This window comes from Xanthomonas fragariae (assembly GCF_900183975.1).
GTDB lineage: Bacteria > Pseudomonadota > Gammaproteobacteria > Xanthomonadales > Xanthomonadaceae > Xanthomonas > Xanthomonas fragariae.
The window spans coordinates 1,484,690-1,505,511 of record NZ_LT853882.1; the positions used below are offsets into that span (position 1 = coordinate 1,484,690).

Sequence of the window (20,822 nt, forward strand, 5' to 3'; positions counted from 1 at the left end):
CCCCCTTGATGGCGCCTGGATTTCCTGCGTTGCGCGATCGGCCGCAGTAGCTGCCCGAGCTGGAAAGTGGTGATGGCGTATTCGTGCAGCGCAGTTTGGCCGACGATCCATTCGAGCAACAGTATCTGGAGATCCTTGGCAAGGAAGGCCGGCTCTACACCGGTGCGCAGGTTCCCAGCCTGCCGCGCCCGAGTGGCAAGCTCGGTGCGAATCTGGAACGGAAGGCGCGCGCTGTCCAGCAGCATGCTAGTGCAGCACCTTGCAGACACATGCCGGCGAGAGCGCCATCCTCGAATTGGGCTGCGGAAATGGTTGGCTGTCGCATCTGCTGTCGCAGTCGCTGCAGCGCGACGTCTGCGGTATCGATGTCAATCGCACCGAACTCACCCAGGCCGCACGCGTGTTCGGCCACGACTAACGCCTGAGCTTCATCGCTGCCGATATCCAGCGCGGGCGCTGCTACGTGACGACTTCGATGTCATCGTCATCCCGGCGTGCATCCAGTATTTCGCAGACCCTGCGGCGCTGGTCATCCGTCTGCTCGCTCAGCTGCGCAACGGCGGCGAGTTGCATATTCTTGACGGTCTGGCTCTAAGATGTTCAGTCCCGGCATTAGATGTATCGGATCCACCTTGAACCGCTCGGGTTCGGATGTGCACTGCTCGCAGATGAATTCTTACGGTGCCAGGGCTTTGAGCCTGCGAGCGAAGTTGTAGGCGTCGATGAAGTCGGCCAGATCTGATGCAGTTGTGCGTGGTCGTCGTAGTGGAAGCGTTTGACAGTGGCTTCCTTGATGTTCCGACTCATCCGCTCGACCTACCCGTTGGTCCAGGGATGCTTGACCTTGGTCAAGCGGTGTCGGATGCCGTGTTCTTTGCAGACACGACTGAAGAGATGCACGAAGGCATAGCGGTCGGAACTGCGGTTGGTGAACTGGATGCCGTTATCCGTCAGAACCGTATGCAGGATGTAGGGCACCGCCTGGATCACATTGCGCAGGAACTGCGCTGCAACCAGCTTGGTGGCCGAGGGATGGAGTTCGGTGAGCGCAAACTTGGACGTCCTGTCGATGGCCACGAACAGATAGAGCTTGCCCTCGGCCGTCTGCACCTCTGCGATGTCGATGTGGAAGTAGCCAATCGGATAGTGCTTGAACTGCTTTTTGGCAGGTTTGTCGCCCTTGATGTCTGGCAGTCGCCAGATGCCATGGCGTTGCAGGCAGCGGTGCAGCGATGAGCGCGTCAGATGCGGGATGCTTGGCTGCAGTGCATAGAGACAGTCGTCCAGCGGAAGCAATGTGTGCCTGCGGAAGGCGACGATCGCCGCCTCATCCTCAATGGACAACACCGTGGAACACGGCTGCCTCGGCCCGGTCGGCACATCGGCAACCGAGGTGCGCTTCTGCCACTTGTCCACCGTCTTCTGGTTGATGCCGTAGCGCTTGGACAGCGCTCTCAGGCTCTCTTGACTCTGTTGTATCGCTCGACGGATCGCCTCTGTCGTAGTGGCGCTCTAGCCCATCGTGCTTGCTTCCATTCGAGGGAAAAGAGTGCACCATCAAAGCCTGGGATCAAACATCTAAGGAAGGTCTGAACAACGCACCAGACCTCTGAAATTCGAGCCTGCTGCGTGCCAATAGCGCACAGAGTTGATGCGTACGATACGATTTCTACGGTTTCTTGCGGCGTTGGCTGGCGCCAGACAGCATTATCCCCTGGCCGGCAGCAACTGCCGGCGCACCATCCACAGATTGGATAGTGCGAACAGGGTCAGCACATGCGCGGTGTTCCTGGCCAGGCCGCGATAGCGGACCTTGGTGTAGCCAAACTGGCGTTTGATCACGCGGAATGGATGCTCCACCTTCGCACGCACACTTGCTTTGAAGTATTCCCAACGTTCTTCCTGGCGGCGCTCGCGTTTATTGCCAATGGCTTGAATCGTCGAACGCTTGGCGGCAATGAAAAAACCAGCCTTGCAGGTCTGCAGTTCTTCGCGTTTGTCCGCACCGGTGTAGCCGCTGTCGCCGAACACACTGTCTTCTTTGCCGTGCAGCAATGCGTGGGTCACCGTGACATCGGCCACATTGGCAGCCGTACAACGGACGTGGTGCACCAGCCCGGAAAACTCATCCACGCCGATGGGTGCCTTCATCCCGAAATACCACTGATTGCCTTTCTTGGTCTGATGCATTTCAGGGTCGCGCGCGCGGTCGGTGTTCTTGGTCGAACTGGGCGCAGCGATCAGGGTTGCATCGACGATCGTGCCGGACCGCAGGCTCTGACCCTTGCGCACCAGATGCGCGTTGACGGCCTCCAGCATCCGCGCTGCAAGGCCATGGGTTTCCAGCAAGCGGCGAAAGTTGAGAATCGTGGTCTCGTCGGGAACATTGTCCAAACCGCCGAGCCGGGCAAAACGGCGCAAGGTCCGGATCTCGTGCAACGCTTCTTCCATCGCCGGATCGCTCAACGCATACCACTGCTGCTGCAAATGAATCCGCAACATCGTCGCCAGTGCGTACGGCTGTCGACCAGGCCGCCCCGACACCGGATAGTGCGGCGAGATCAGTCCGAGCAAATGCCTCCACGGAACCACCTGCTCCATCTCGGCCAGGAAGATCTCGCAGCGAGTCTGCTTGCGCTTGCCCAAACCTTCAGCGTCACCGAACGTCAGTTGCATGGATGACTCCTCAACGTAGGTGTGTAGTGTCGCGCATTTGAAGTGCGTTGTTCAGAGGTTCCAAAGTGAACGTGGATGCTGCGGTGACCAGATTGACCGGGCCGAAGAACGTCGCCCAGCTGAAGTAAATCGTGTTGCCATACAGGAAGTTGTTATTGCGCAAGGTGCCTGTACCGGAGGTGCCACCGCCACCGGAGGCGATCTCGCTATGGAAGCCCAGGCGCGGTTTCCAACCGGTTTCGCTCAGCGACCACGCGTTGGAGGTGCTCGCCATATATGCGCGTAGATCGCGTCCGCCGAAGCTACCGCGCTGCATGGTTAAAAACGAGTCGGTGCGCAGTTTGCCCACATTGCCCCACAAGCGCAGGCCGTAGTAATTGCGATTTTCTTCGGCGGTCTGGCGACCCCAGACATGATTGTCGTTGCGGTACTGATAGAAGAACGGTTCCAGATATATCGGTTTGGCGGTCGGCAACCGGTAGCCACCGACCACACCGCGGAGATGCCGCGAGCGGTCGATGCGGTCGTCGCCCAAGCCTTCGGTTCCATCCAGATTGAAGCTGAAATCGAACACATCCACACGGGTTTTTTCGCCGATTGCCCAGGCGCGCACACCGTTCAAGGTCACGAAGATATCGGTGTTGTCGCGCAACGCCATCAGCGTGGTCGGGCCGTCGACAAACACCTGACGACCAACGCGCAAGCCGAGGTCGGTGCCGGCGACGCGGCCTTTCACGTCGAAGAACACTTGCTGCAGGATCGCGTTGTTTTCCTGTGTGCCGGTCTTGGTACCTTCGTTGCGCCCATCCAGGCTGCCGTGCGCCAGTTCCGTATACAGGCGGAAGTGTTCGCCAACATGCAGATCCGCGCCGAAGAACGCGCGGAACAAGTACTGCTGCTGCGAATAGCTGCCCGGAAGCAGGCCGAGGTTGGTGATAGTGTTGCTGCGCGCGCGCAGTTCGTTGCTGAGCGACACATACACCTTGCCCGACTCGTTGAGCGGAATGTACTTGAGTGGATCGAACAGGCTCTTGCGCTTGGACGGGTCTTTCAAATATGACCAGTCTTCGGCCCAGCGCACCTGCCACATATTACCGCTCTGTTTGGCACCCCAACCCTGCGCTTCAAGCGGGTAGCCCTTCGACGCAGCAGGCGCGACAGGTGCGGATGCCTTCGCTGGCTCAGGCTGGGTCTGTTCGGGACTGACCGACGCAGTTTGCGCTTGCGCAAAACTCAGCCCAGGCAGCGAAAAACCTATCGCAAGGCACAGGCAGCGTTTCGCGCCAAGGGAAATATCGACCATAGCCGGCCGCATCAAGCGTGAAAATCGCATCGTGCCGCCCTATCTGAAAGCTGCTTCGTCTAACGAACGATATCGGCCCAGTAGGCAATGACTGTAGTGAAGCAATGGCGCAAAGGGGGTAATCCAATGGTCCTGAAAACATGAACTGGGATTGTCATTTGGGATTGGGGAATCGTAAAAGCGGGCTTGTCGATACCCCGTGCTGCGCAATCTGGAAGCGGTAGGGTTACTGCAAAGCCGTGTCGAGCCCTCCGCGCCAGGTCCGCCGCGGCGCTATTACCCATCACCCAAACCGTGTGCCTGGCTGACGTTACCGTTGTTGGTCACGCTGCATCTGGCACGCGCGTTCGGCAAGCTGCACGGCGTGTTCGCCAAGCACCTGCTGGTCAAGAGGGGCGAAGGCTGAGTGCGACGGTTCGTCGATCGCGACGTAGTAAATGCTTGCGATCAGATTGCAAACAGCGGGTCAGCAGCGGGTCTTCGATTGCAGCGTCTCAGTCAAGCGCTGCACCTGCGTGAGGTGTGGAGCACTATCGCGTCTGTTTAGTTGTGCTCAATACTCGCTCAGCACGATAACCTGATAAAAACGCGCCTGATTGTTTGCGATCAAAGAGCGTTTTTTGGCGAGTCAAGCGCGTTTGCTGCGCCTGCGGATCGACGTTACAGTGGCAGGGTCGCGGCTGCCCACCGGATCTGCATCGTAGCGACCGATGAATTCGCGTACCTGCGGATATACCACCTCGCGCCAGCGCCGGCCGCTGAAGATACCGTAGTGGCCAGCGCCTTCTACCACCATATGCCGGCGATGCGCAGCATCGATGCCGGTGCATAGATCGTGCACCGCTTCGGTCTGGCCAAGGCCAGCCATATTGTCCAGTTCGCCTTCAATGCTGAGCAACGCGGTCTTGCGGATCGCAGACGGCTTGACCAACTGGCCGTCCACTTTCCACTTGCCCTGCGGCAACAAGAAGTCCTGGAACACGACGCGAATGGTGTCGAGGTAATACTCGGCCGGCATGTCGAGCACGGCATTGTATTCGTCATAGAACTGACGATGCGCCTGCGCATCCTGCAGATCGCCCTTGACCAAGTCGATGTAGAAATCCCAGTGCGACATTACGTGACGATTCGGGTTCATCGACAGGAAGCCGGCGTGCTGCAAAAAGCCCGGATAGACCTGACGTCCCTGGCCCGGATAAGGAAAAGGCACAGTGTGGATCAGGTTGTTCTGAAACCACTCAATGCCGTTTTCCGTTGCCAGGTTATTGACCTGGGTCGGACTGCGCCGTGCGTCGATCGGGCCGCCCATCATCACCAGCGAGCGCGGCGTTGGCTCGTCATTGGAGGCCATCAGCGACACCGCCGCCAGTACCGGCACGGTTGGCTGGCACACGCTTACCACATGCAAGCGCTCGACTCCGATGTGGCGGATGAATTCCTGGATGTAACCGATGTAGTCCTCGAGCCGGAACGCGCCGGCTTCCAGCGGCACCATGCGCGCATCCACCCAGTCGGTCACATAGACCTTGTGGTTGCGCAGCAGCGTGCGCACGGTGTCGCGCAGCAAAGTTGCGTGGTGCCCGGACAACGGCGCAACCACCAGCACGGCCGGCTGCTGCTTCATTTTGCCGATCAGCTCGACATGGTCGCTGAAACGCTTGAAGCGCAGCAGGCGACAGAACGGCTTGCTTAGCACCTCGCGTTCGATGATCGGCAGCGAGTGGCCGTCGACCTCGACATCGTCGAGCGCCCAGGCGGGCTTTTCGTATTCCTTGCCCAGCCGATGGAACAGCTCGTTGGTGGCGGCCATGCGTTCGGCGCCAGGAAGCGATGCCCACAGGCTGTCGGGGTCGGAAAACATCTTTGCGTTCGCCTGGGCCTGATGCACCCAAGGGGCTAGAAGATTGCGGGTTAGCTCATGCAGTTGATAAAGCATTCTACCCATCCGTGCTGCTCTTTGCTGCCGCGCAGCATACCCGCTTTGGCGCATTTGCACCTTAATGGGGCTGGTTAGCTGACCATGTCGTCATATGAATGATTCATTTTTATGGTCGCGTGAAATCTTTTGCTCCGCGTGGGGGTGCCCCGCTTGCACACCGCACACCCAAGCTTGTGTTAGGTGGAATCCCTAGAGGAACATTATTACGAAAAAAAAACACCTGATTCGCCCCAAACCTTCAGCCGCCAGTCGCAGGATCAGCGTCGTGCTTTGTAGATGCTGTTGTCACCTGAAGCCAACGAGGTGGCGGGATGCGCATCAATGCCATGCAGTTCCAAGCTGGATTGTCGATGTCTGAGTTCTTCGCGTCCTATGGTACCGCGGCCAAAAGCTACCGCGCTGTGTACAAATGGTGGTGGCCGCAGGGATTTCGCTGCCCCTGCTGTGCTGGACGGGCGTGGTGCTGCGATCTATTACCAACGCAGCGCTTGCCGTCATCAGACCAGTCTGATGACGGCACGATGTTCGAAGGCACAAAACTGCCGCCGCGCACCCGGATGCCGGCCTTACACTTGTTGACCTCGACCAAAACCAATATGGCCGCGCTGGAGTTAATGCGCCATCTGGGGGGCAACTACAAGAGTGCCTGGCGGATGAAGCACAAGATCATGCAGGTCATGGCCGAGCGCGAAGCCACGCGCAGACTGTCTGGTTTTGTGCAGATCGATGCCACATTCACCGCGCCTAGTTATGTGGTGATCGAGCCGGTGCGCAGCTTTGATAATGCCTCGCTCAAGGACTGGACTGCGCATCGCCTGGCTCGCGAATGCGAGGTCTATACAGACGGGCTGGCCTGCTTCCGCCGCCTGGAAGATGCCGGCCACGCGCACACCACGCTGGACACCGGTGGCGGACGTGCGGCGACCGAAGCGGCCGGCGACCGCTGGGTCAACGTGGTGCTCGGCAACCTCAAACGCGCCATCGGTGGCGTGTATCACGCCATCACGCAAGGCAAATACGCAAGGCGTTATCTGGCCGAAGCCGCCTACCGCTTCAACCGAAGATTCCAATTGCGCGAGCTACTGCCACGACTTACCAAGGCCATGATGCAATGCAAACCCTGTCCAGAGTCGGTTCTGCGTGCGGCGAGCAATTTCCACAACTGAGAGTCAGGGCGAATCAGGTTTTCTTTTGATATGAAGCCGCAGCTCTCTTGTCGGCTCGGCCGACAAGATCACTTTCTGTTTGACGCAATAATCCGTGCAGTTGCGTACGAGGCGACGCCCTCATTGGCCCAGCGTCCAGATTTGACATCAAAGTAAAGAGGGCGGTTACTCGCCCAAGCGGCTCCAATGAGCGCCAAGATGCACTGTTCAAAATGTTGACAACGCAGAACGATGTGGTGATGAAGGCGGCTGCTGGCGCCCAAACACAAAGACCGGCGCATGCGCCGGTCTTTGTCTGCATCACTGCCAAATCACCGGCACTCTCAGGCCGACAGTTCCAGCAACAACTTATTCAACCGCCTTACATACCCAGCCGGGTCCTTAAGACTATCGCCCGCCGCCAAAGCAGCCTGATCGAACAACACCCGGCTCAAATCGCCGAAGCGGTCCATGTCGGCTTCGGCATCGAGTTTTTCGATCAGCGGGTGGGCCGGGTTGAATTCGAACACCGGCTTGCTTTCCGGCACGGCCTGGCCGCTGGCTTCCAGTAGCTGACGCATCTGCAGGCCCAGGTCGCCCTGGCCGATGGCGAGAATAGCCGGGGAGTCGGTCAGGCGGTGCGAGACGCGCACTTCGGCCACGTCGTCGCCGAGGGCGGCCTTGATGCGCGAGGCCAAGCCTTCCTTGGACTTGGCGACTTCTTCCTGTGCCTTCTTGTCTTCTTCCGAATCCAGCTTGCCCAGATCCAGATCGCCGCGTGCCACGTCCACGAACGACTTGCCGTCGAATTCGGTGAGGTAGCTCATCAACCATTCGTCGATGCGGTCGGTGAGCAGCAGCACTTCGATGCCCTTCTTGCGGAACACTTCCAGATGCGGGCTGTCCTTGATCTGCGCGTAGCTTTCGCCGGTGAGGTAGTACAGCTTGTCCTGACCTTCGGCCAGACGGCTGAGGTAATCGGCCAGGCCAACGCTCTGCGCGCCGGTGGTGTCGTGCGTGGAGGAGAACCGAAGCAGGCCGGCGATCTTTTCGCGGTTGGCATAATCTTCGGCCGGGCCTTCCTTCAACGCTTGGCCGAAGTTGCGCCAGAACGTCGCATAGTCGTCCGGCTTGTCCTTGGACAGCTTTTCCAGCATGTCCAACGAGCGCTTGGTCAGTGCGGACTTCATCGAATCCACCACCGGGCCGGATTGCAGTATTTCGCGCGAGACGTTGAGCGACAGGTCGGACGAATCCACCACGCCCTTGATGAAGCGCAGGTACAGCGGCAGGAACTGCTCGGCCTGGTCCATGATGAAAACGCGCTGCACATACAGCTTCAGGCCCTTGGCCGAGTCGCGGTGATACAGGTCGAATGGGGCGCGGCCGGGGACGAACAGCAGCGAAGTGTATTCCAGCTTGCCTTCGACCTTGTTGTGGCTCCATGCCAGCGGATTGCCCGCGTCGTGCGCCACATGCTTGTAGAACTCCTGATATTGCTCGTCTTTGATCTCGGACTTGGGTCGCGTCCACAGCGCGCTGGCGCGGTTGACTGCCTCCCACTCTGGATCGGCCGGCGTATCGGCCTGTTCGCCGTAATGCTCTTTGCGCATTTCGATCGGCAGGCCGATGTGGTCGGAGTATTTCTTGAGGATGCCGCGCAGCGTCCAGCCATCGGCGAAGCTGTCTTCGCCTTCCTTCAGATGCAGCACGATGCGGGTGCCGCGCTCGGGCTTGTCGACGCTGGCAACTTCGAATTCGCCTTCGCCACGCGAGGACCAATGCACGCCTTCCTCGGCGGGCAGGCCGGCACGACGCGAATACACGTCCACCTGGTCGGCCACGATGAAGGCGCTATAGAAGCCCACGCCGAACTGGCCGATCAGGTTGGCGTCCTTCTTTTGATCGCCGCTCAGGTGCTTGAGGAAGTCGGCAGTGCCGGACTTGGCGATGGTGCCCAGATGCGACACCGCATCTTCGCGGCTCATGCCGATGCCGTTATCGTCGATGGTGATGGTGCGCGTGTCCTTGTCGTAGTCCACGCGGATGCGTAGATCGCTGCTGCCTTCCAGCAGCTCGGGCTTGACCAACGCTTCAAAACGTAGCTTGTCGGCGGCGTCGGCGGCATTGGAAACCAGCTCGCGCAAGAAGATTTCCTTGTTCGAGTACAACGAATGGATCATCAGCTGCAGAAGCTGCTTGACCTCGGTCTGGAAGCCAAGCGTTTGCTTGTCGGTGTCAACGGTCATGGTGGTGGTGCTCCGTGGTGGCCCAGGCCGCAACGCGGCCGATGGCCAGGGGGATGAGGCCGCATGCGGATTTTTCAAGGCGCGCGTGCGCGAATGTGCCGTCTCGTGGATGTGGGCTCGGGGAGGGCGGCTGCGGCAGTCGCGGCGGTATCATGGTCGACCATTCGTCTTGCTCCGAGCCATGTCGCCATCTGCTCTGCTGCTGTCCTGCATCCGTTCGCCTTTAAAAGGCACGATGCGATGAGCCGCCCGGCACGGCCGGCGCCACGCGGCGCGGAAGGGCAGGTGCGCATCGTCGGCGGACGCTGGCGCAATACGCGGCTGGCGGTGCCCGAGTTGCCCGGCCTGCGCCCGAGCAGCGACCGCGTCCGCGAGACGGTGTTCAATTGGCTGATGCCGCGTCTGCCTGGTGCGCGCGTGCTGGATCTGTTCGCCGGGTCCGGCGCGCTGGGCCTGGAGGCGGTGTCGCGCGGCGCTGCGCACGCAACGCTGATCGAACGCGACCCTGGCCTGGTGCAACGGCTACGCGAGCACGTGACCAGACTCGATGCGGTCGCCCAGGTCCAGGTGCTGCAGGAAGACGCGCTGCGGTGGCTGGAACGCGCGCCCGCGGCCCAAGCCAACATCGTGTTCGTCGATCCGCCGTTCGCCGCCGGCCTGTGGCCCAGCGTGCTGGAACGGCTGCCCGTACATCTGGCCGCCGATGCCTGGCTGTACCTGGAAGCGCCGGCCGATGCGCCGCCGCAGGTGCCGGCCGGCTGGCACCTGCATCGTGAGGGCGCCACCCGGCAGGTGCGCTATGCGCTGTACCGCCAGCCCGCTGCTACACTGAAAAGCGATCAGACCCCGGTAGTTTCCGTATGAGCGTTGCCAGTAGCCGCACCGCCGTCTATCCCGGTACCTTCGACCCGATCACCAACGGTCATATCGATCTGGTGAACCGCGCCGCGCCGTTGTTCGAGCGTGTGGTGGTCGGCGTGGCCTACAGCCCGTCCAAAGGCCCTGCATTGTCGTTGGAACGCCGTGTCGAGCTGGCCCAGGAAGCGCTGGCCGCGCATACCAATGTGGAAGTGCGCGGCTTCGATATCTTGCTGGCTCACTTCGTGCGCGACATGGGCGCCGGCGTGCTGCTGCGCGGCTTGCGCGCCGTGTCCGACTTCGAATACGAATTCCAGATGGCCAGCATGAATCGCCATCTGATTCCGGAGGTGGAAACGCTGTTTCTCACACCGTCCGAGCAGTACAGCTTCATCTCGTCCTCGCTGGTGCGCGAAATCGCGCGGCTGGGCGGGGACGTGTCCGGTTTCGTTCCGGCTTCGGTCGTCGAGGCTTTGCGGCAGGTGCGCCAATCCCGCGCGCAGGCTTAATCTCATCAGCAGTTACATCACCACATCCTTTTCAAAGGGAGGAGTTTCATGAAACACACCATGCGCGCTCTGGCGCTCGCTTCGATCGCCGCTCTGGCGGTTACTGCTTGTAAGAAGGAAGCGCCGGCTCCTACCGCTGCCGCGGCTCCGGCTGCGCTGACCGCACCGGCCAAGGACGACAACGCCGGCTGGAAGAAGTACCTGCAGGAAGTGGTCGGCCAGAACCTGGGCACAACCACCAACAGCCCGTTCCTGTACTACTTGCCGCCGGAGTCCGATGCCGAGTTCGCCGGCAGCTATGAGCGTCAGCTGGAAAGCGTCAAGACCGCGCTCGCCCGTGGCGTGCAGCCGGGCAACATGCTTGCCTTCGGCTCGTCGGCATCGACCAAGATGGCCGACCTGATCGATGCGGCGTTCAAGGACGTGGCACCGGACTCGATGAAGGGCGTGCGCGTGTTGTTTATCGGCAATGCCGCCGACAAAGCGCGTGTGCAGACCATCATCCAGCCCAAGGGCGCGGAATACATTTTCGTTGAAGCCAAGTAATGCCGTGCCAGGCAGGATGCGCGGGAGGGTGCATCCGGTCGCAGCGTGGAAACGCACCATGCTGCCGAGTTCGCACTCCACCGGAGCCGGCCGTCTCAGGCCGGTGTCCAACAATGCTCACGGTGTTGTCCGTTCGTTACTCTGTGCGATGTGCGCCCGTCTGCAACAGCATGTTGTGTTTCAGCGCCTGCAGTTGAATCGCGCTGCGCCACATCGCATGGTGTCGTCGACATGTCGCTGAAGATCAACGAGCTCTGCGTCAACTGCGATGTTTGTGAGCCAGCGTGCCCGAATCAGGCCATTTCGATGGGCGAAACCATCTACGTGATCGACCCGGCACGGTGTACCGAATGCGTGGGCCATTTCGACGAAGCGCAATGCGTGGTGGTATGCCCGGTCGAATGCATCGACCCGGATCCGGCCATCCCGGAAACCCATGATCAATTGCTCGCCAAGCTCATGCAGCTGCAGCGTGATCATCCCGAATTGTACGAACAGGAGCCTCCCGCGGCATGAGCATTTTCTCCCGACGTCTTTCTTCGCGCGGCCTCGTGTTGCTGGCCTTCGTGCTGGCACCGCAAGCCTGGCCTGCCGATGGCGCCAAACCCGCGGCGGCTGCGACCTCGCCGTTGGCAGCGCATCCGCCCGGTGCGGCGATCGCCAGCGGTCACGCGCTGGCGACCGATGCCGGCCTGCAGATCCTGCGTGAAGGCGGTAATGCGTTCGATGCGGCGATTGCGGTGTCGTCCACGTTGGCGGTAGTCGAGCCGATCAGCTCGGGTCTGGGCGGCGGTGGTTTTTTTCTGTTGCACGACGCCAAGACCGGCAAGGACGTGATGCTGGACGCGCGCGAATATGCGCCGGAGTCGGCGAGCGAGGCGCAGTTCCTCGACAGGAAAGGTGAGCTGGACCGCGACCGCCCGGTCAACGGCCCGTGGTCGGCCGGTATTCCGGGCCTGCCTGCCGCGCTGGTGGAGCTGGCGTCCAAGCACGGCCGGCTGCCGCTGAAGCAGTCGTTGGCGCCATCGATCCGCATCGCCACTGAGGGCTTCCCGGTGTACGCGCGAATGGCCAAGGGCTACGCATCGCGTCGCGAGGTAATGGAGCGCTACCCAGGGACGCGCGAGGTGTACCTGCGCGGCGGAAAACCCATTGCCGAAGGCGACATCTTCAAGCAACCCGAGCTGGCGCACACCTTGCAGCTGCTCGGCGCCAACGGCTTCGACGGCTTCTACAAGGGGGAAACCGCCAAGAAGCTGCTGGCCGGCGTCAAACAGGCCGGGGGGCGGTGGAAAGCGTCCGAGTTGGCCGGGTATCGGGTCAAGGAGCGCACGCCGATCCAGTTCGATTACCGCGGCTGGAAGATCACTACCGCGCCGCCGCCTTCCTCCGGCGGCATCGCCCTGGCGGCGATGCTACAGATACTGGAAGGCTGGGACCTGGACAAACTCGACGATGTGCACGGCACCCATCTGGTGGTGGAAGCGATGCGCCGCGCCTACCGCGACCGCACCTTTTTTCTTGGCGACCCAGACTTCGTCGCCGTGCCGCAGCGCGTACTGACCAGCAAGGATTACGCGCAAGGTCTGCGTGCCACGATCAACCCCGAGAGGGCCACGCCCAGCGATATGCTGTCAGGCAACCCCAGCCCGCTGGAAGACGACGAGACCACGCATTTTTCCATCATCGATGACGAAGGCAACCGCGTTGGCGCCACCCAGACCGTCAACCTGCTTTATGGCTCCGGGCTAATCCCCAAGGGCACCGGTGTGCTGCTCAACGACGAGATGGACGACTTCGCGCTCAAGCCGGGCACCCCGAACGCCTTTGGCGTGATGGGTTACGCCGCCAATGCGCCGAAGCCGGGCAAGCGCATGGTCAGCTCGATGACACCGACCTTCATGGAATCGGTCGACAAAGTTGCGGTAATCGGCACCCCGGGTGGCAGCCGCATCATCACCATGGTGCTGCTCGGCATCCTGGGCTACGACGCCGGCCTGGATGCGCAGCAGGTCAGCGCCCTGCCGCGGTATCACCACCAGTGGCTGCCGGACGTGATCGACGCCGAGAGCAACGCGTTCTCGCCACAGACCGCCAAGGCCCTTGAAGCGATGGGCCACGCGCTCAGGCTGCCAGGCGACACCGCCGAGGGCGGCCGCGGTTCCAGCCACGTGTGGGGCAACCTGCAGACGGTGGAATGGGACAAGCGCATCAACGTGCTCAGCGGCGGTAGCGACCCGCGCAATCCGGTAGGCAAGGCCGAGGTGCAGCTGGACGCAGCGGCGCACTGAGCGCTGAGCCCGGTCGACTGAGAGCGCTTGGTTCCGTGCGATGGAGCCATACGCTCAGTGTGTTGTTGCCATGACGCCCGGGCAGGCAGCAAGCAGACGTGGCTTTTACGGCGATTGGCGTCTGCAGCACACATAGCGCATTGCTGGTTGAAGCGCATACCTCCCGATGTGTTGGAGCCGCGCGACAGCGGCGCGCCGCTGGTGTTTGTCGCGGCGTGGGCGCCGCCGCGGCAATGCGCATTGACGCAGTGGGCGATGCCTGGATTGCACTTGTCGCCGTCATCCAATGCAGTGACCATCGCGGCATGACTATTTTCCAGGCTCTGCTCACCAGCATAGCGATCGCATCGCCTATTGCCGCCTGCGCGGCCGATACCACCGGCAACCAGGCCGCATTGGCACCTGGCGCTGCCATCCACGTCAACCAGCTCGGCTACCTGCCGGGCTCGGCCAAGCTTGCGGTGGTCGGGTTGCCGCAAGGCGCGGCGACCGTTTCGGACCGCTTCACAGTCGAAGATAGGCAAGGCCGCCGTGTGCTCCAGGGCACCTTGCAACCTGCTGCGCTGTGGTCACCAGCGGGCCAACAGGCGCGAGTGGCGGATTTTTCCAGTGTGCGCGTTGCAGGCACGTATCGATTGAAGATCGAAGGGCTGCCGGCATCCGATCCGATCCGGATCGCGGCGGAGGCGTATCAGTCAGTCGTCGATGCATCGCTCAAGGCGTTCTATTTCAATCGCGCCAGCACCGCGTTACCGACGCAGTTTGCCGGGCGTTATGCGCGTGCGGCCGGGCATCCGGATACGCAGGTGCGCATCCATCCGTCGGCGGCATCGGACACGCGGTCGGCGGACAGCGTGATCAGCGCGCCCAAGGGCTGGTATGACGCCGGCGACTACAACAAATACATCGTCAATTCCGGCATCAGCACCTACACCTTGCTGGCTGCCTACGAGCAGTATCCGGCGTTGTTCGGGGCGCAGGCACTGATCATTCCCAACGATGCGCCAGGCGTGCCCGGCATCTTGCAGGAGACTTGGTGGAATCTGGAATGGATGCTGGCCATGCAGGATCCTGCCGATGGCGGCGTGTATCACAAGCTCACCGACAAACAGTTCGATGGTCTGGTGATGCCCGACCAAGCCAAGCAGCAACGCTATGTGGTGATGAAGGCGACTGCCGCCACCCTGGATTTTGCTGCAGTGATGGCGGTGGCCAGTCGCGTGTATGCGCCGTTCGACAAGCAATATCCAGGTGTGTCGGCGCGCATGTTGAAAGCTTCACGCAGTGCCTGGGCATGGGCGCAGCTGCATCCGGATGTGATCTATCGCCAGCCCGACGATGTGCGCACCGGCGGTTACGACGATGCGCATGTCGACGATGAATTCGCTTGGGCCGCGGCGGAGTTGTACCTAACCACGCGCGAGGATGGTTTTTACGATGCAATGACCGCGCAGAATGTGCCAGCGACGGTGCCGTCGTGGGGCAATGTCGGTGGGTTGGCCTGGATGTCGCTGGCCGGGCATCGCGACCAGCTCACCTCGCATGCCGATCGCACGCGCATCGAGCGTGAGGTCGCCGGGCTGGCGCAACGGTTGGCCGACAAATGGCGGGCCTCGCCATGGCGCTTGGCGATGACCGACAAGGACTTTGTCTGGGGCAGCAATGCGGCGGTACTCAACCGCGCGATGATGTTGATGCAGGGCTACCGGCTCACGCAGCAGCGCCAGTACCTGGATGCTGCGCAGTCGCACTTGGACTACATTTTGGGTCGTAATCCGCTGGGGTTGTCGTTCGTCACCGGAATGGGGCGGCGCACGCCGAAGCATATCCATCATCGCCCCTCCGAGGCCGACGGTATCGATGCACCGGTGCCCGGTTGGTTGGCCGGTGGCCCGCAACCAGGCCAGCAGGATGCCAAGGACTGCAACGTGGCGTATCCCTCAAAACTGCCGGCGCTGTCGTATCTGGACAACACCTGCAGCTACGCTACCAACGAAGTGGCGATCAACTGGAACGCACCGCTGGTGTATGTGAGTGCGGCGATCGAGGCGTCGACGCGGTAAGGGGCATGCGACGTCGAGGCTCCCTCTCTCCCATCTGACGCCGTCCTCCGTCTAGGCATGTCGGTTTTCTCGTCCGGACACGCTGCGGTCGCTTCCCGTCCCCGTTGGAAGAGGGGGTTTAGAGCGGCTAACAAAACCCAGGAAGAAGCCGTAAGCAGACGATGGAGCAAGCAAGCGAGAGCAACGCCAAGTGGAGATCGATGCGGCGTTCAAAGCGGATGCGCAGTTTGCCCATGCCTGCGAACCAGGCATGGGTGCGCTCGACGACCCAGCGATGGCGGCCCAACCGGTCGTTGCGCGCGATCCCCTTGCGTGCGATCCGCGCAATGATGCCGCGCTGCTTGAGGAAGGCGCGACAGCGGTCGATGTCGTAAGCCTTGTCGGCGTGCAATTTGTCTGGCCAACGTCGCAGGCGCCCTGGTTTGCCACCAATTGGCGGCAAGGCGTCGATCAACTCCTCGAACACGACCGAGTCGTGCCGATTGGCGCCGGTGACGCACACCGCCAAGGGGATGCCGTTGCGATCGACGATCAGATGCCGTTTGCTGCCGAGTTTGCCGCGATCGGTCGGGTTCGGCCCGGTATATGGGCCCCCCGGGGGGAGGCTACGCTAGCGGCGTCCAGACCAGCTCGGCTCAGGTCCAGCGTCTGAGCGCAACGTCGCTCGGCCAGCAACACCTGATGCAGACGATGCCACACACCGGCGGCCTGCCAATCACGCAACCGGCGCCAGCAGGTCATGCCGCTGCCGTAGCCCAGCTCCATAGGCAGGTCTTCCCACGGCACGCCCGTGCGCAGGACATAGACGATGCCGTTGAGGGCTTGCTGATCACTGATACGCGGCCGTCCACCTTTGGGCGAACGCTTCACTTGCGGAATCAGCGGCTCGATGCGCTTCCACAGCGCAATGGGGATCTCTTTGCGACGTGTCATGTCCGCAATTTTGCCACCGGCGAGACAAGATTCAAGGGGTTTTGTTAGACGCTCTTAGTCGTTCACTCCACCCGCGTACCAAAAATCCGGTCACCGGCATCGCCTAGGCCGGGCAGGATGTAGCCCTTCTCGTTGAGATGGCCGTCGATCGCCGCGGTGTAGACCTCTACGTCCGGATGCACTGCCTCTAGCGCTTTCAGACCTTCAGGTGCGGCGACCAGAAAGATGCCCTTGATGCGCTGCGCGCCGGCGCGTTTGAGCATGTCGATGGTAGCGATCAGGGTGCCTCCGGTCGCCAGCATCGGATCCAGAATCAGCGCATCGCGCTCTTCGAGGCGTCCGGTGAGGCGTTCGAAGTACGGTACCGGCTGCAACGTTTCTTCGTCGCGTTGCAGGCCAACAACGCTCACGCGCGCGGTGGGGATCAGCGCCAGTACGCCGGGCAACATGCCCAAGCCTGCGCGCAGGATCGGCACCAACGTGATCTTGGCGCCGGCGATGCGCTGCACTTCCACCGGACCGGCCCAGCCCGGTTGCACGTGCGTTTCGGTATCCAGATTCGCGGTGGCCTCGTATGCCAGCAATGTGCCCAGTTCGGTGACCAGCTCGCGAAAGCCCTTGGTGCTCAAGGCCGCATCGCGCAGCAGGCCGATTTTATGCTGGACGAGAGGGTGGCGGACTTCGACGATTTTCAAGGCCAACGACAGGCGTGAGAGGCGCACAGTGTGCCGCAGCCACCGGTGACGTCGCCACACATCGGATGTGATTGCGTTTGCATATGTCATGGCGGCGAAAAATCATGAACATAGTGTGCCAGCCCAGTCTTGACCGATTGGGGAAACCCCTGTATTAAACAACACGCCGGGCTGTCCTGCGATCACGCTGACGTTGTGGCCGCGGCCATGTGGGCACGCGCTGGCGCATGCGGCTGAGGGCGATACCGGCTTCCGGATAGGGCGCGCAAGACCATGCGCCCAGTGAGTGAAGACACCCAGCTGTCACAGGTGCTACGTATCGACAACCAGCAGCTTGTTGACCAGTCGCGCACCGCGACCGGTCGCCTGTACGACGCGTTCGAACTGCGGCGCGATAGCGCCGGTGGCAAGCGACTGATCGAACACGAGGCAGGACGCATCGCGCCGTGCGATTGTCCACGCAGTGCAACCTTCAAAGGTCGGGCGGATCGCTGCTGGGAATGATGCTGCGGCGGCCCACTTTAATAATGATAGTAATGATAGTAACGTGGGGTTAGCCGGAACTAAGACCGGGTAACCGGCTTCAGGGCGGTGCTGCGGTGGAGGGCCTGGTTCTCCCCCCCGCCCGCCGAGAAGCTCCATGATTCCCAACGTATTCCATCTGACTGCGCCGACCAAGCATCTGCTATGGGAAGAGCGCAAGATTCAGGCCCGTTTGCAACGGCTGTTGCCGAGCTGGACCTGCCATGTCTGGGACGATGCCGACAATTCGGAACTGATGCGCCGCGCATTTCCGGAGTTTGCCCAGCGTTACGAAAACATCCGCTTTGGAGTGATGAAGGCCGACATCGCGCGTTGCGCCTATATGCACACGCACGGCGGCTTCTACTTCGACACCGACTACAAATTGTTGCGTCCGCTTGACGCCGACCTCCTGTCACAGCAATGCGTGTTGCCGATCGAAGAGGGCGCGCCCGGTCATGAGGACTTCAAGATCGGCAACGCCGTGTTTGGTTCCGAAGCCGGACATCCGTTCTGGCGCGCATTTATCGAGCACATCTTCAAAGTGCACACGCCGGAAACGCTGGAAGACCACCGGCAGATCCCGATGATTTCCGGTCCACGCGGGTTGACGCGTTTTTATAACGCGCACGCCGCGGATTTCTCCGGCATCGTGTTTCCGGCCCGTGATGCGTTCCACCCGGATCGCACCTGGTTTGGACTCGGTCACCGCGGCGGCAAGGTCGCGGTGGGTTCGCATCTATGTTGGGCGTCCTGGCGCGGCAAGTCGCCACGCCGGGCGGTGACTAACTATTTAAGGCGCAAGTTGAGCGCAGTGCCGATTTGATCGGCTGGTGGTCGTGTAGATCCGCAGTAAAACCTTGCAAAGTAGAAGGTTACCTCGATTCAATTCAGCAGGTGCGCAGTCGACGCGTCACCTGCTGTCAGCTCAGGCCGCCTCGGCCTGCTCCTGACGTGGACCTTCCTTCAGTGCACGTGCGATTAACCCGACTAGCAGATCGAGCTCGTCCTCGTCCATCGCAAAGTGCGGGGTGAAGCGCAGCGAATTTTCGCCGCCATGAATCACGTTGACGCCGCGATGGCGCAGCCACTCTTCCGTGGAACCGGCGCCGTAGCATTTGAATTGCGGTGCCAGCTCGCACGAGAACAGCAGCCCGGTGCCTTGCACTTTGGTAATCAAACCACCTAGCTCGGACTTCAGCGCTTCGAGTTTGCTGATCGCTTGCGCGCCGCGAGTGCGGATGTTCTCGCGCACTTGCGGCGTAAACAACGCCAGCGTGGCGCAGGCCACATCGAGCGCGCGTGGATTGGTGGTCATGGTGTTGCCGTAGGTGCCTTCGCGATACACCCGCGCGGCATGTTCGGTCACCGCTAGCACCGACAGCGGGTACTGCGCGGCGTTGAGCGCCTTGGAATAGGTTTCCAGATCCGGTGGGTCGAGTTGCTCGAAGCCGGGGTAGTCGACCACCGACAGCACGCCATGCGCACGCAGGCCGGCCTGGATCGAATCCACCAGCAGCAAACCGCCATGTGTGCGGGTCAGCTCGCGCGCGGCTGCGTAGAACGCGGCCGGCAATGCACGCCCCGGGTCGCCTTCGCCCATCACCGGCTCCAGAAACACCGCCTCGATAAACCATTGATTGCGCGCAGCCTCGTCGAATGCGCGCTGCAGCGCCGCCACGTCGTACGGCGCGATCGCGATCACTGAATCTTCGTCGCGGTAGCTGGCAAGATACTTGGTGTAGGTCTTGCGGCTAGAATCGGAATACAGGCCGGGGCGATCGGTGCGGCCGTGGAAGCTGCCCTTGACCACCACGCGCTTGATGGCGGCGCGGGCATGGCGCGCACCTGGATCGGTGTGCAGCTTGGCGTTGGTATCGACAATACGCGCGGCCAGGCCCACCGCCTCAGAGCCGGAGTTGAGGCACATGAAGCGTGCGAACGGACAACCGCCGCGGCTGTGGCCGATCTCCGCACGCAGCGCGCGGTCGAGCCGGCGCTGCGCCAGGCTGGGCGTCATCACATTGGCCATTACCTGCGGCCGCGCCATCGCTTCGAGCACTGACGCGGGGGTGTGGCCGAAGCCGAGCATGCCGTAGCCGCCAGCGTCGTACAGCACCGCACCCTTGAGCGTGACCACCCACGGGCCGCGTGCGGCCAGCGCCACGTACGGAGTCACCGCATCAGCGGCGTAGAAATTGATGAAGCCTTCCTGCACCGCGCTGGTCTGCGCGTCTTCGTCCAGATCCAGCAGGTCCGCCGCCTCCTCGCGCACCAGCGCGTATTCGGCAGCGGCTGCGCTGATGGCCTGAGCGAGATCCGGGTGGTTGCTGGCCAGGCGCGCGATGCTGGCATCGTCCAGACCATCTGTCAGGCGGCGGCCGGCATGGGCGCGCAGCGGGGCGAGCGGGGCAAGGACGGACATGGCGCATCTCCTACAAGGTGGCATTCCCCTTCTATTATCGGCAGAACATCGGCGTTTGGCAGCGTAAATCTGGACACGATGTGCGGTATTTTCGTCGATTCGCCGAAGCAAACAGTCAAAAATGAAAATCACCCCTTCCGATGAACGCCTGTTGTCGCTGCTACGCGAGGACGCACGTGCTTCCACCGCGCAGATCGCGCGCCGGCTCGGGCTGTCGCGCACCACCGTGCAGAGCCGCATCGAGAAGCTCGAACGCGACGGGGTGATCAGCGGCTACACCGTGCGCACCCACTACAGCTACGAGCAGGGCCGCATCCGTGCGCACATCCTGATCACCGTGCTGCCCAAGAGGATGCCTGCCGTGGTCAAGGCACTGCGTGATATCCCTGCAGTGCGCTTGCTGCACTCCGTCAGCGGTGCCTATGACCTGATCGCCCTGGGCGTGGTCGGCTGCGTCAACGAAATGGACGTGCTCACCGACGCCATCGGCGCCATCGACGGCGTCGAGCGCACGACCACATCGATCATCTTGTCGACGAAGTTTGAACGGTGATGGTGCGGGGATTAGGGAATCGGAATTGGCAACAGCACCAGCGCGCCCGCGTTTACGGCTCCCGACTCCCGACTCCCGGCCCAGCTACAATACCGGCCCCCGTTTACGCGATCTA

The 20,822-nt window shown here is 61.7% G+C and carries 15 protein-coding genes and 7 pseudogenes; 14 read left to right on the plus strand and 8 right to left on the minus strand.

The features are described from left to right. Positions 1-50: 50 nt before the first annotated feature. Positions 51-582, plus strand: a pseudogene (locus PD885_RS06850) (class I SAM-dependent methyltransferase); the annotation flags it as partial. Here the strand turns inward: PD885_RS06850 and PD885_RS06855 are convergent. From PD885_RS06855 to PD885_RS06865, 3 genes and pseudogenes are all read right to left on the minus strand, one after another. Next, positions 530-1,491: pseudogene (locus PD885_RS06855) on the minus strand (IS481 family transposase). The pseudogenes PD885_RS06850 and PD885_RS06855 sit on opposite strands and share 53 nt — an antisense overlap. Before the next feature lie 216 nt (positions 1,492-1,707). Then, positions 1,708-2,676 (minus strand): IS5 family transposase, encoded by a 969-nt coding sequence (locus tag PD885_RS06860; RefSeq protein ID WP_088056725.1) that lies wholly within the window; start codon positions 2,674-2,676, stop codon positions 1,708-1,710. Positions 2,677-2,731: 55 nt separating this feature from the next. Next, positions 2,732-4,009 (minus strand): annotated as a pseudogene (locus tag PD885_RS06865) (alginate export family protein); the annotation flags it as partial. 148 nt (positions 4,010-4,157) lie between these two features. On the opposite strand from PD885_RS06865, the pseudogene PD885_RS21970 reads away from it, so the two are divergent. Together PD885_RS21970 and PD885_RS22665 are read left to right on the plus strand one after the other, a co-directional pair. Beyond that, positions 4,158-4,259: pseudogene (locus PD885_RS21970) on the plus strand (PadR family transcriptional regulator); the annotation flags it as partial. A gap of 18 nt (positions 4,260-4,277) precedes the next feature. Beyond that, positions 4,278-4,385 (plus strand): annotated as a pseudogene (locus tag PD885_RS22665) (sensor domain-containing protein); the annotation flags it as partial. A 222-nt stretch (positions 4,386-4,607) separates the two neighbouring features. Here PD885_RS22665 and PD885_RS06875 read toward each other — a convergent pair. After that, the gene (locus PD885_RS06875) at positions 4,608-5,915 is read right to left on the minus strand and encodes a polyhydroxyalkanoate depolymerase (protein WP_162597196.1); all 1,308 of its coding nucleotides are present in this window, start codon (positions 5,913-5,915) and stop codon (positions 4,608-4,610) included. A gap of 314 nt (positions 5,916-6,229) precedes the next feature. On the opposite strand from PD885_RS06875, the pseudogene PD885_RS06880 reads away from it, so the two are divergent. Then, positions 6,230-7,084 (plus strand): annotated as a pseudogene (locus PD885_RS06880) (IS1595 family transposase). Positions 7,085-7,407: 323 nt separating this feature from the next. On the opposite strand, the gene htpG reads toward PD885_RS06880, so the two are convergent. Next, entirely contained in the window at positions 7,408-9,312 is a 1,905-nt protein-coding gene (htpG, locus tag PD885_RS06885) for a molecular chaperone HtpG (RefSeq protein WP_088056729.1), read from the minus strand. Between the two features lie 240 nt (positions 9,313-9,552). Between htpG and rsmD the strand changes: the two genes are divergently transcribed. The 7 genes from rsmD (at position 9,553) to PD885_RS06920 (ending at position 15,579) form a co-directional block, all read left to right on the plus strand. Then, positions 9,553-10,176, plus strand: coding sequence for a 16S rRNA (guanine(966)-N(2))-methyltransferase RsmD (rsmD, locus tag PD885_RS06890; RefSeq protein WP_002802980.1), 624 nt, complete (start codon positions 9,553-9,555; stop codon positions 10,174-10,176). Continuing rightward, positions 10,173-10,679 carry a pantetheine-phosphate adenylyltransferase gene (gene coaD, locus PD885_RS06895; protein ID WP_002802982.1) on the plus strand — a complete coding sequence of 169 codons (507 nt, stop codon included), beginning with the start codon at positions 10,173-10,175 and terminating at the stop codon, positions 10,677-10,679. The genes rsmD and coaD overlap by 4 nt, the downstream gene beginning before the upstream one ends. Positions 10,680-10,727: 48 nt before the next feature. Continuing rightward, complete coding sequence (locus tag PD885_RS06900; protein ID WP_040762101.1) at positions 10,728-11,225, plus strand: hypothetical protein; 498 nt, start codon at positions 10,728-10,730, stop codon at positions 11,223-11,225. Between the two features lie 231 nt (positions 11,226-11,456). Next, the gene (locus PD885_RS06910; protein ID WP_002802985.1) at positions 11,457-11,741 is read left to right on the plus strand and encodes a YfhL family 4Fe-4S dicluster ferredoxin; all 285 of its coding nucleotides are present in this window, start codon (positions 11,457-11,459) and stop codon (positions 11,739-11,741) included. Beyond that, the gene (ggt, locus tag PD885_RS06915) at positions 11,738-13,516 is read left to right on the plus strand and encodes a gamma-glutamyltransferase (RefSeq protein ID WP_002802987.1); all 1,779 of its coding nucleotides are present in this window, start codon (positions 11,738-11,740) and stop codon (positions 13,514-13,516) included. Before PD885_RS06910 ends, ggt begins: the two co-directional genes overlap by 4 nt. Positions 13,517-13,663: 147 nt before the next feature. Beyond that, a complete protein-coding gene (locus tag PD885_RS21375) occupies positions 13,664-13,825 on the plus strand; it encodes a hypothetical protein (RefSeq protein ID WP_156775362.1) in 162 nt (53 codons plus the stop codon). Continuing rightward, entirely contained in the window at positions 13,822-15,579 is a 1,758-nt protein-coding gene (locus tag PD885_RS06920) for a glycoside hydrolase family 9 protein (protein ID WP_088056731.1), read from the plus strand. The genes PD885_RS21375 and PD885_RS06920 overlap by 4 nt, the downstream gene beginning before the upstream one ends. A 127-nt stretch (positions 15,580-15,706) precedes the next feature. On the opposite strand, the gene PD885_RS06925 is transcribed toward PD885_RS06920, so the two are convergent. Together PD885_RS06925 and upp are read right to left on the minus strand one after the other, a co-directional pair. Next, positions 15,707-16,512, minus strand: a protein-coding gene (locus PD885_RS06925; protein WP_088056732.1) for an IS5 family transposase whose coding sequence is annotated in 2 segments (ribosomal slippage) — positions 15,707-16,182 and positions 16,182-16,512 — 807 coding nt in all. Because the reading frame shifts where the segments join, the coding sequence is not laid out codon by codon here. A gap of 62 nt (positions 16,513-16,574) precedes the next feature. After that, positions 16,575-17,207: a uracil phosphoribosyltransferase gene (upp, locus tag PD885_RS06930; protein WP_002804577.1), complete on the minus strand. Its 633-nt coding sequence runs from the start codon at positions 17,205-17,207 to the stop codon at positions 16,575-16,577. A 240-nt stretch (positions 17,208-17,447) separates the two neighbouring features. On the opposite strand from upp, the pseudogene PD885_RS06935 reads away from it, so the two are divergent. Together PD885_RS06935 and PD885_RS06940 are read left to right on the plus strand one after the other, a co-directional pair. Continuing rightward, positions 17,448-17,711: pseudogene (locus PD885_RS06935) on the plus strand (hypothetical protein); the annotation flags it as partial. Positions 17,712-17,847: 136 nt separating this feature from the next. Next, on the plus strand, positions 17,848-18,555 hold the full coding sequence (locus PD885_RS06940) for a glycosyltransferase family 32 protein (RefSeq protein ID WP_002804579.1): 708 nt from the start codon (positions 17,848-17,850) through the stop codon (positions 18,553-18,555). 102 nt (positions 18,556-18,657) lie between these two features. Here PD885_RS06940 and PD885_RS06945 read toward each other — a convergent pair whose 3' ends face one another. Beyond that, positions 18,658-20,154, minus strand: coding sequence for an aminotransferase class III-fold pyridoxal phosphate-dependent enzyme (locus PD885_RS06945; protein WP_088056733.1), 1,497 nt, complete (start codon positions 20,152-20,154; stop codon positions 18,658-18,660). Positions 20,155-20,275: 121 nt separating this feature from the next. On the opposite strand from PD885_RS06945, the gene PD885_RS06950 reads away from it, so the two are divergent. After that, entirely contained in the window at positions 20,276-20,707 is a 432-nt protein-coding gene (locus PD885_RS06950; protein WP_002804581.1) for an Lrp/AsnC family transcriptional regulator, read from the plus strand. Positions 20,708-20,822: the final 115 nt, after the last annotated feature.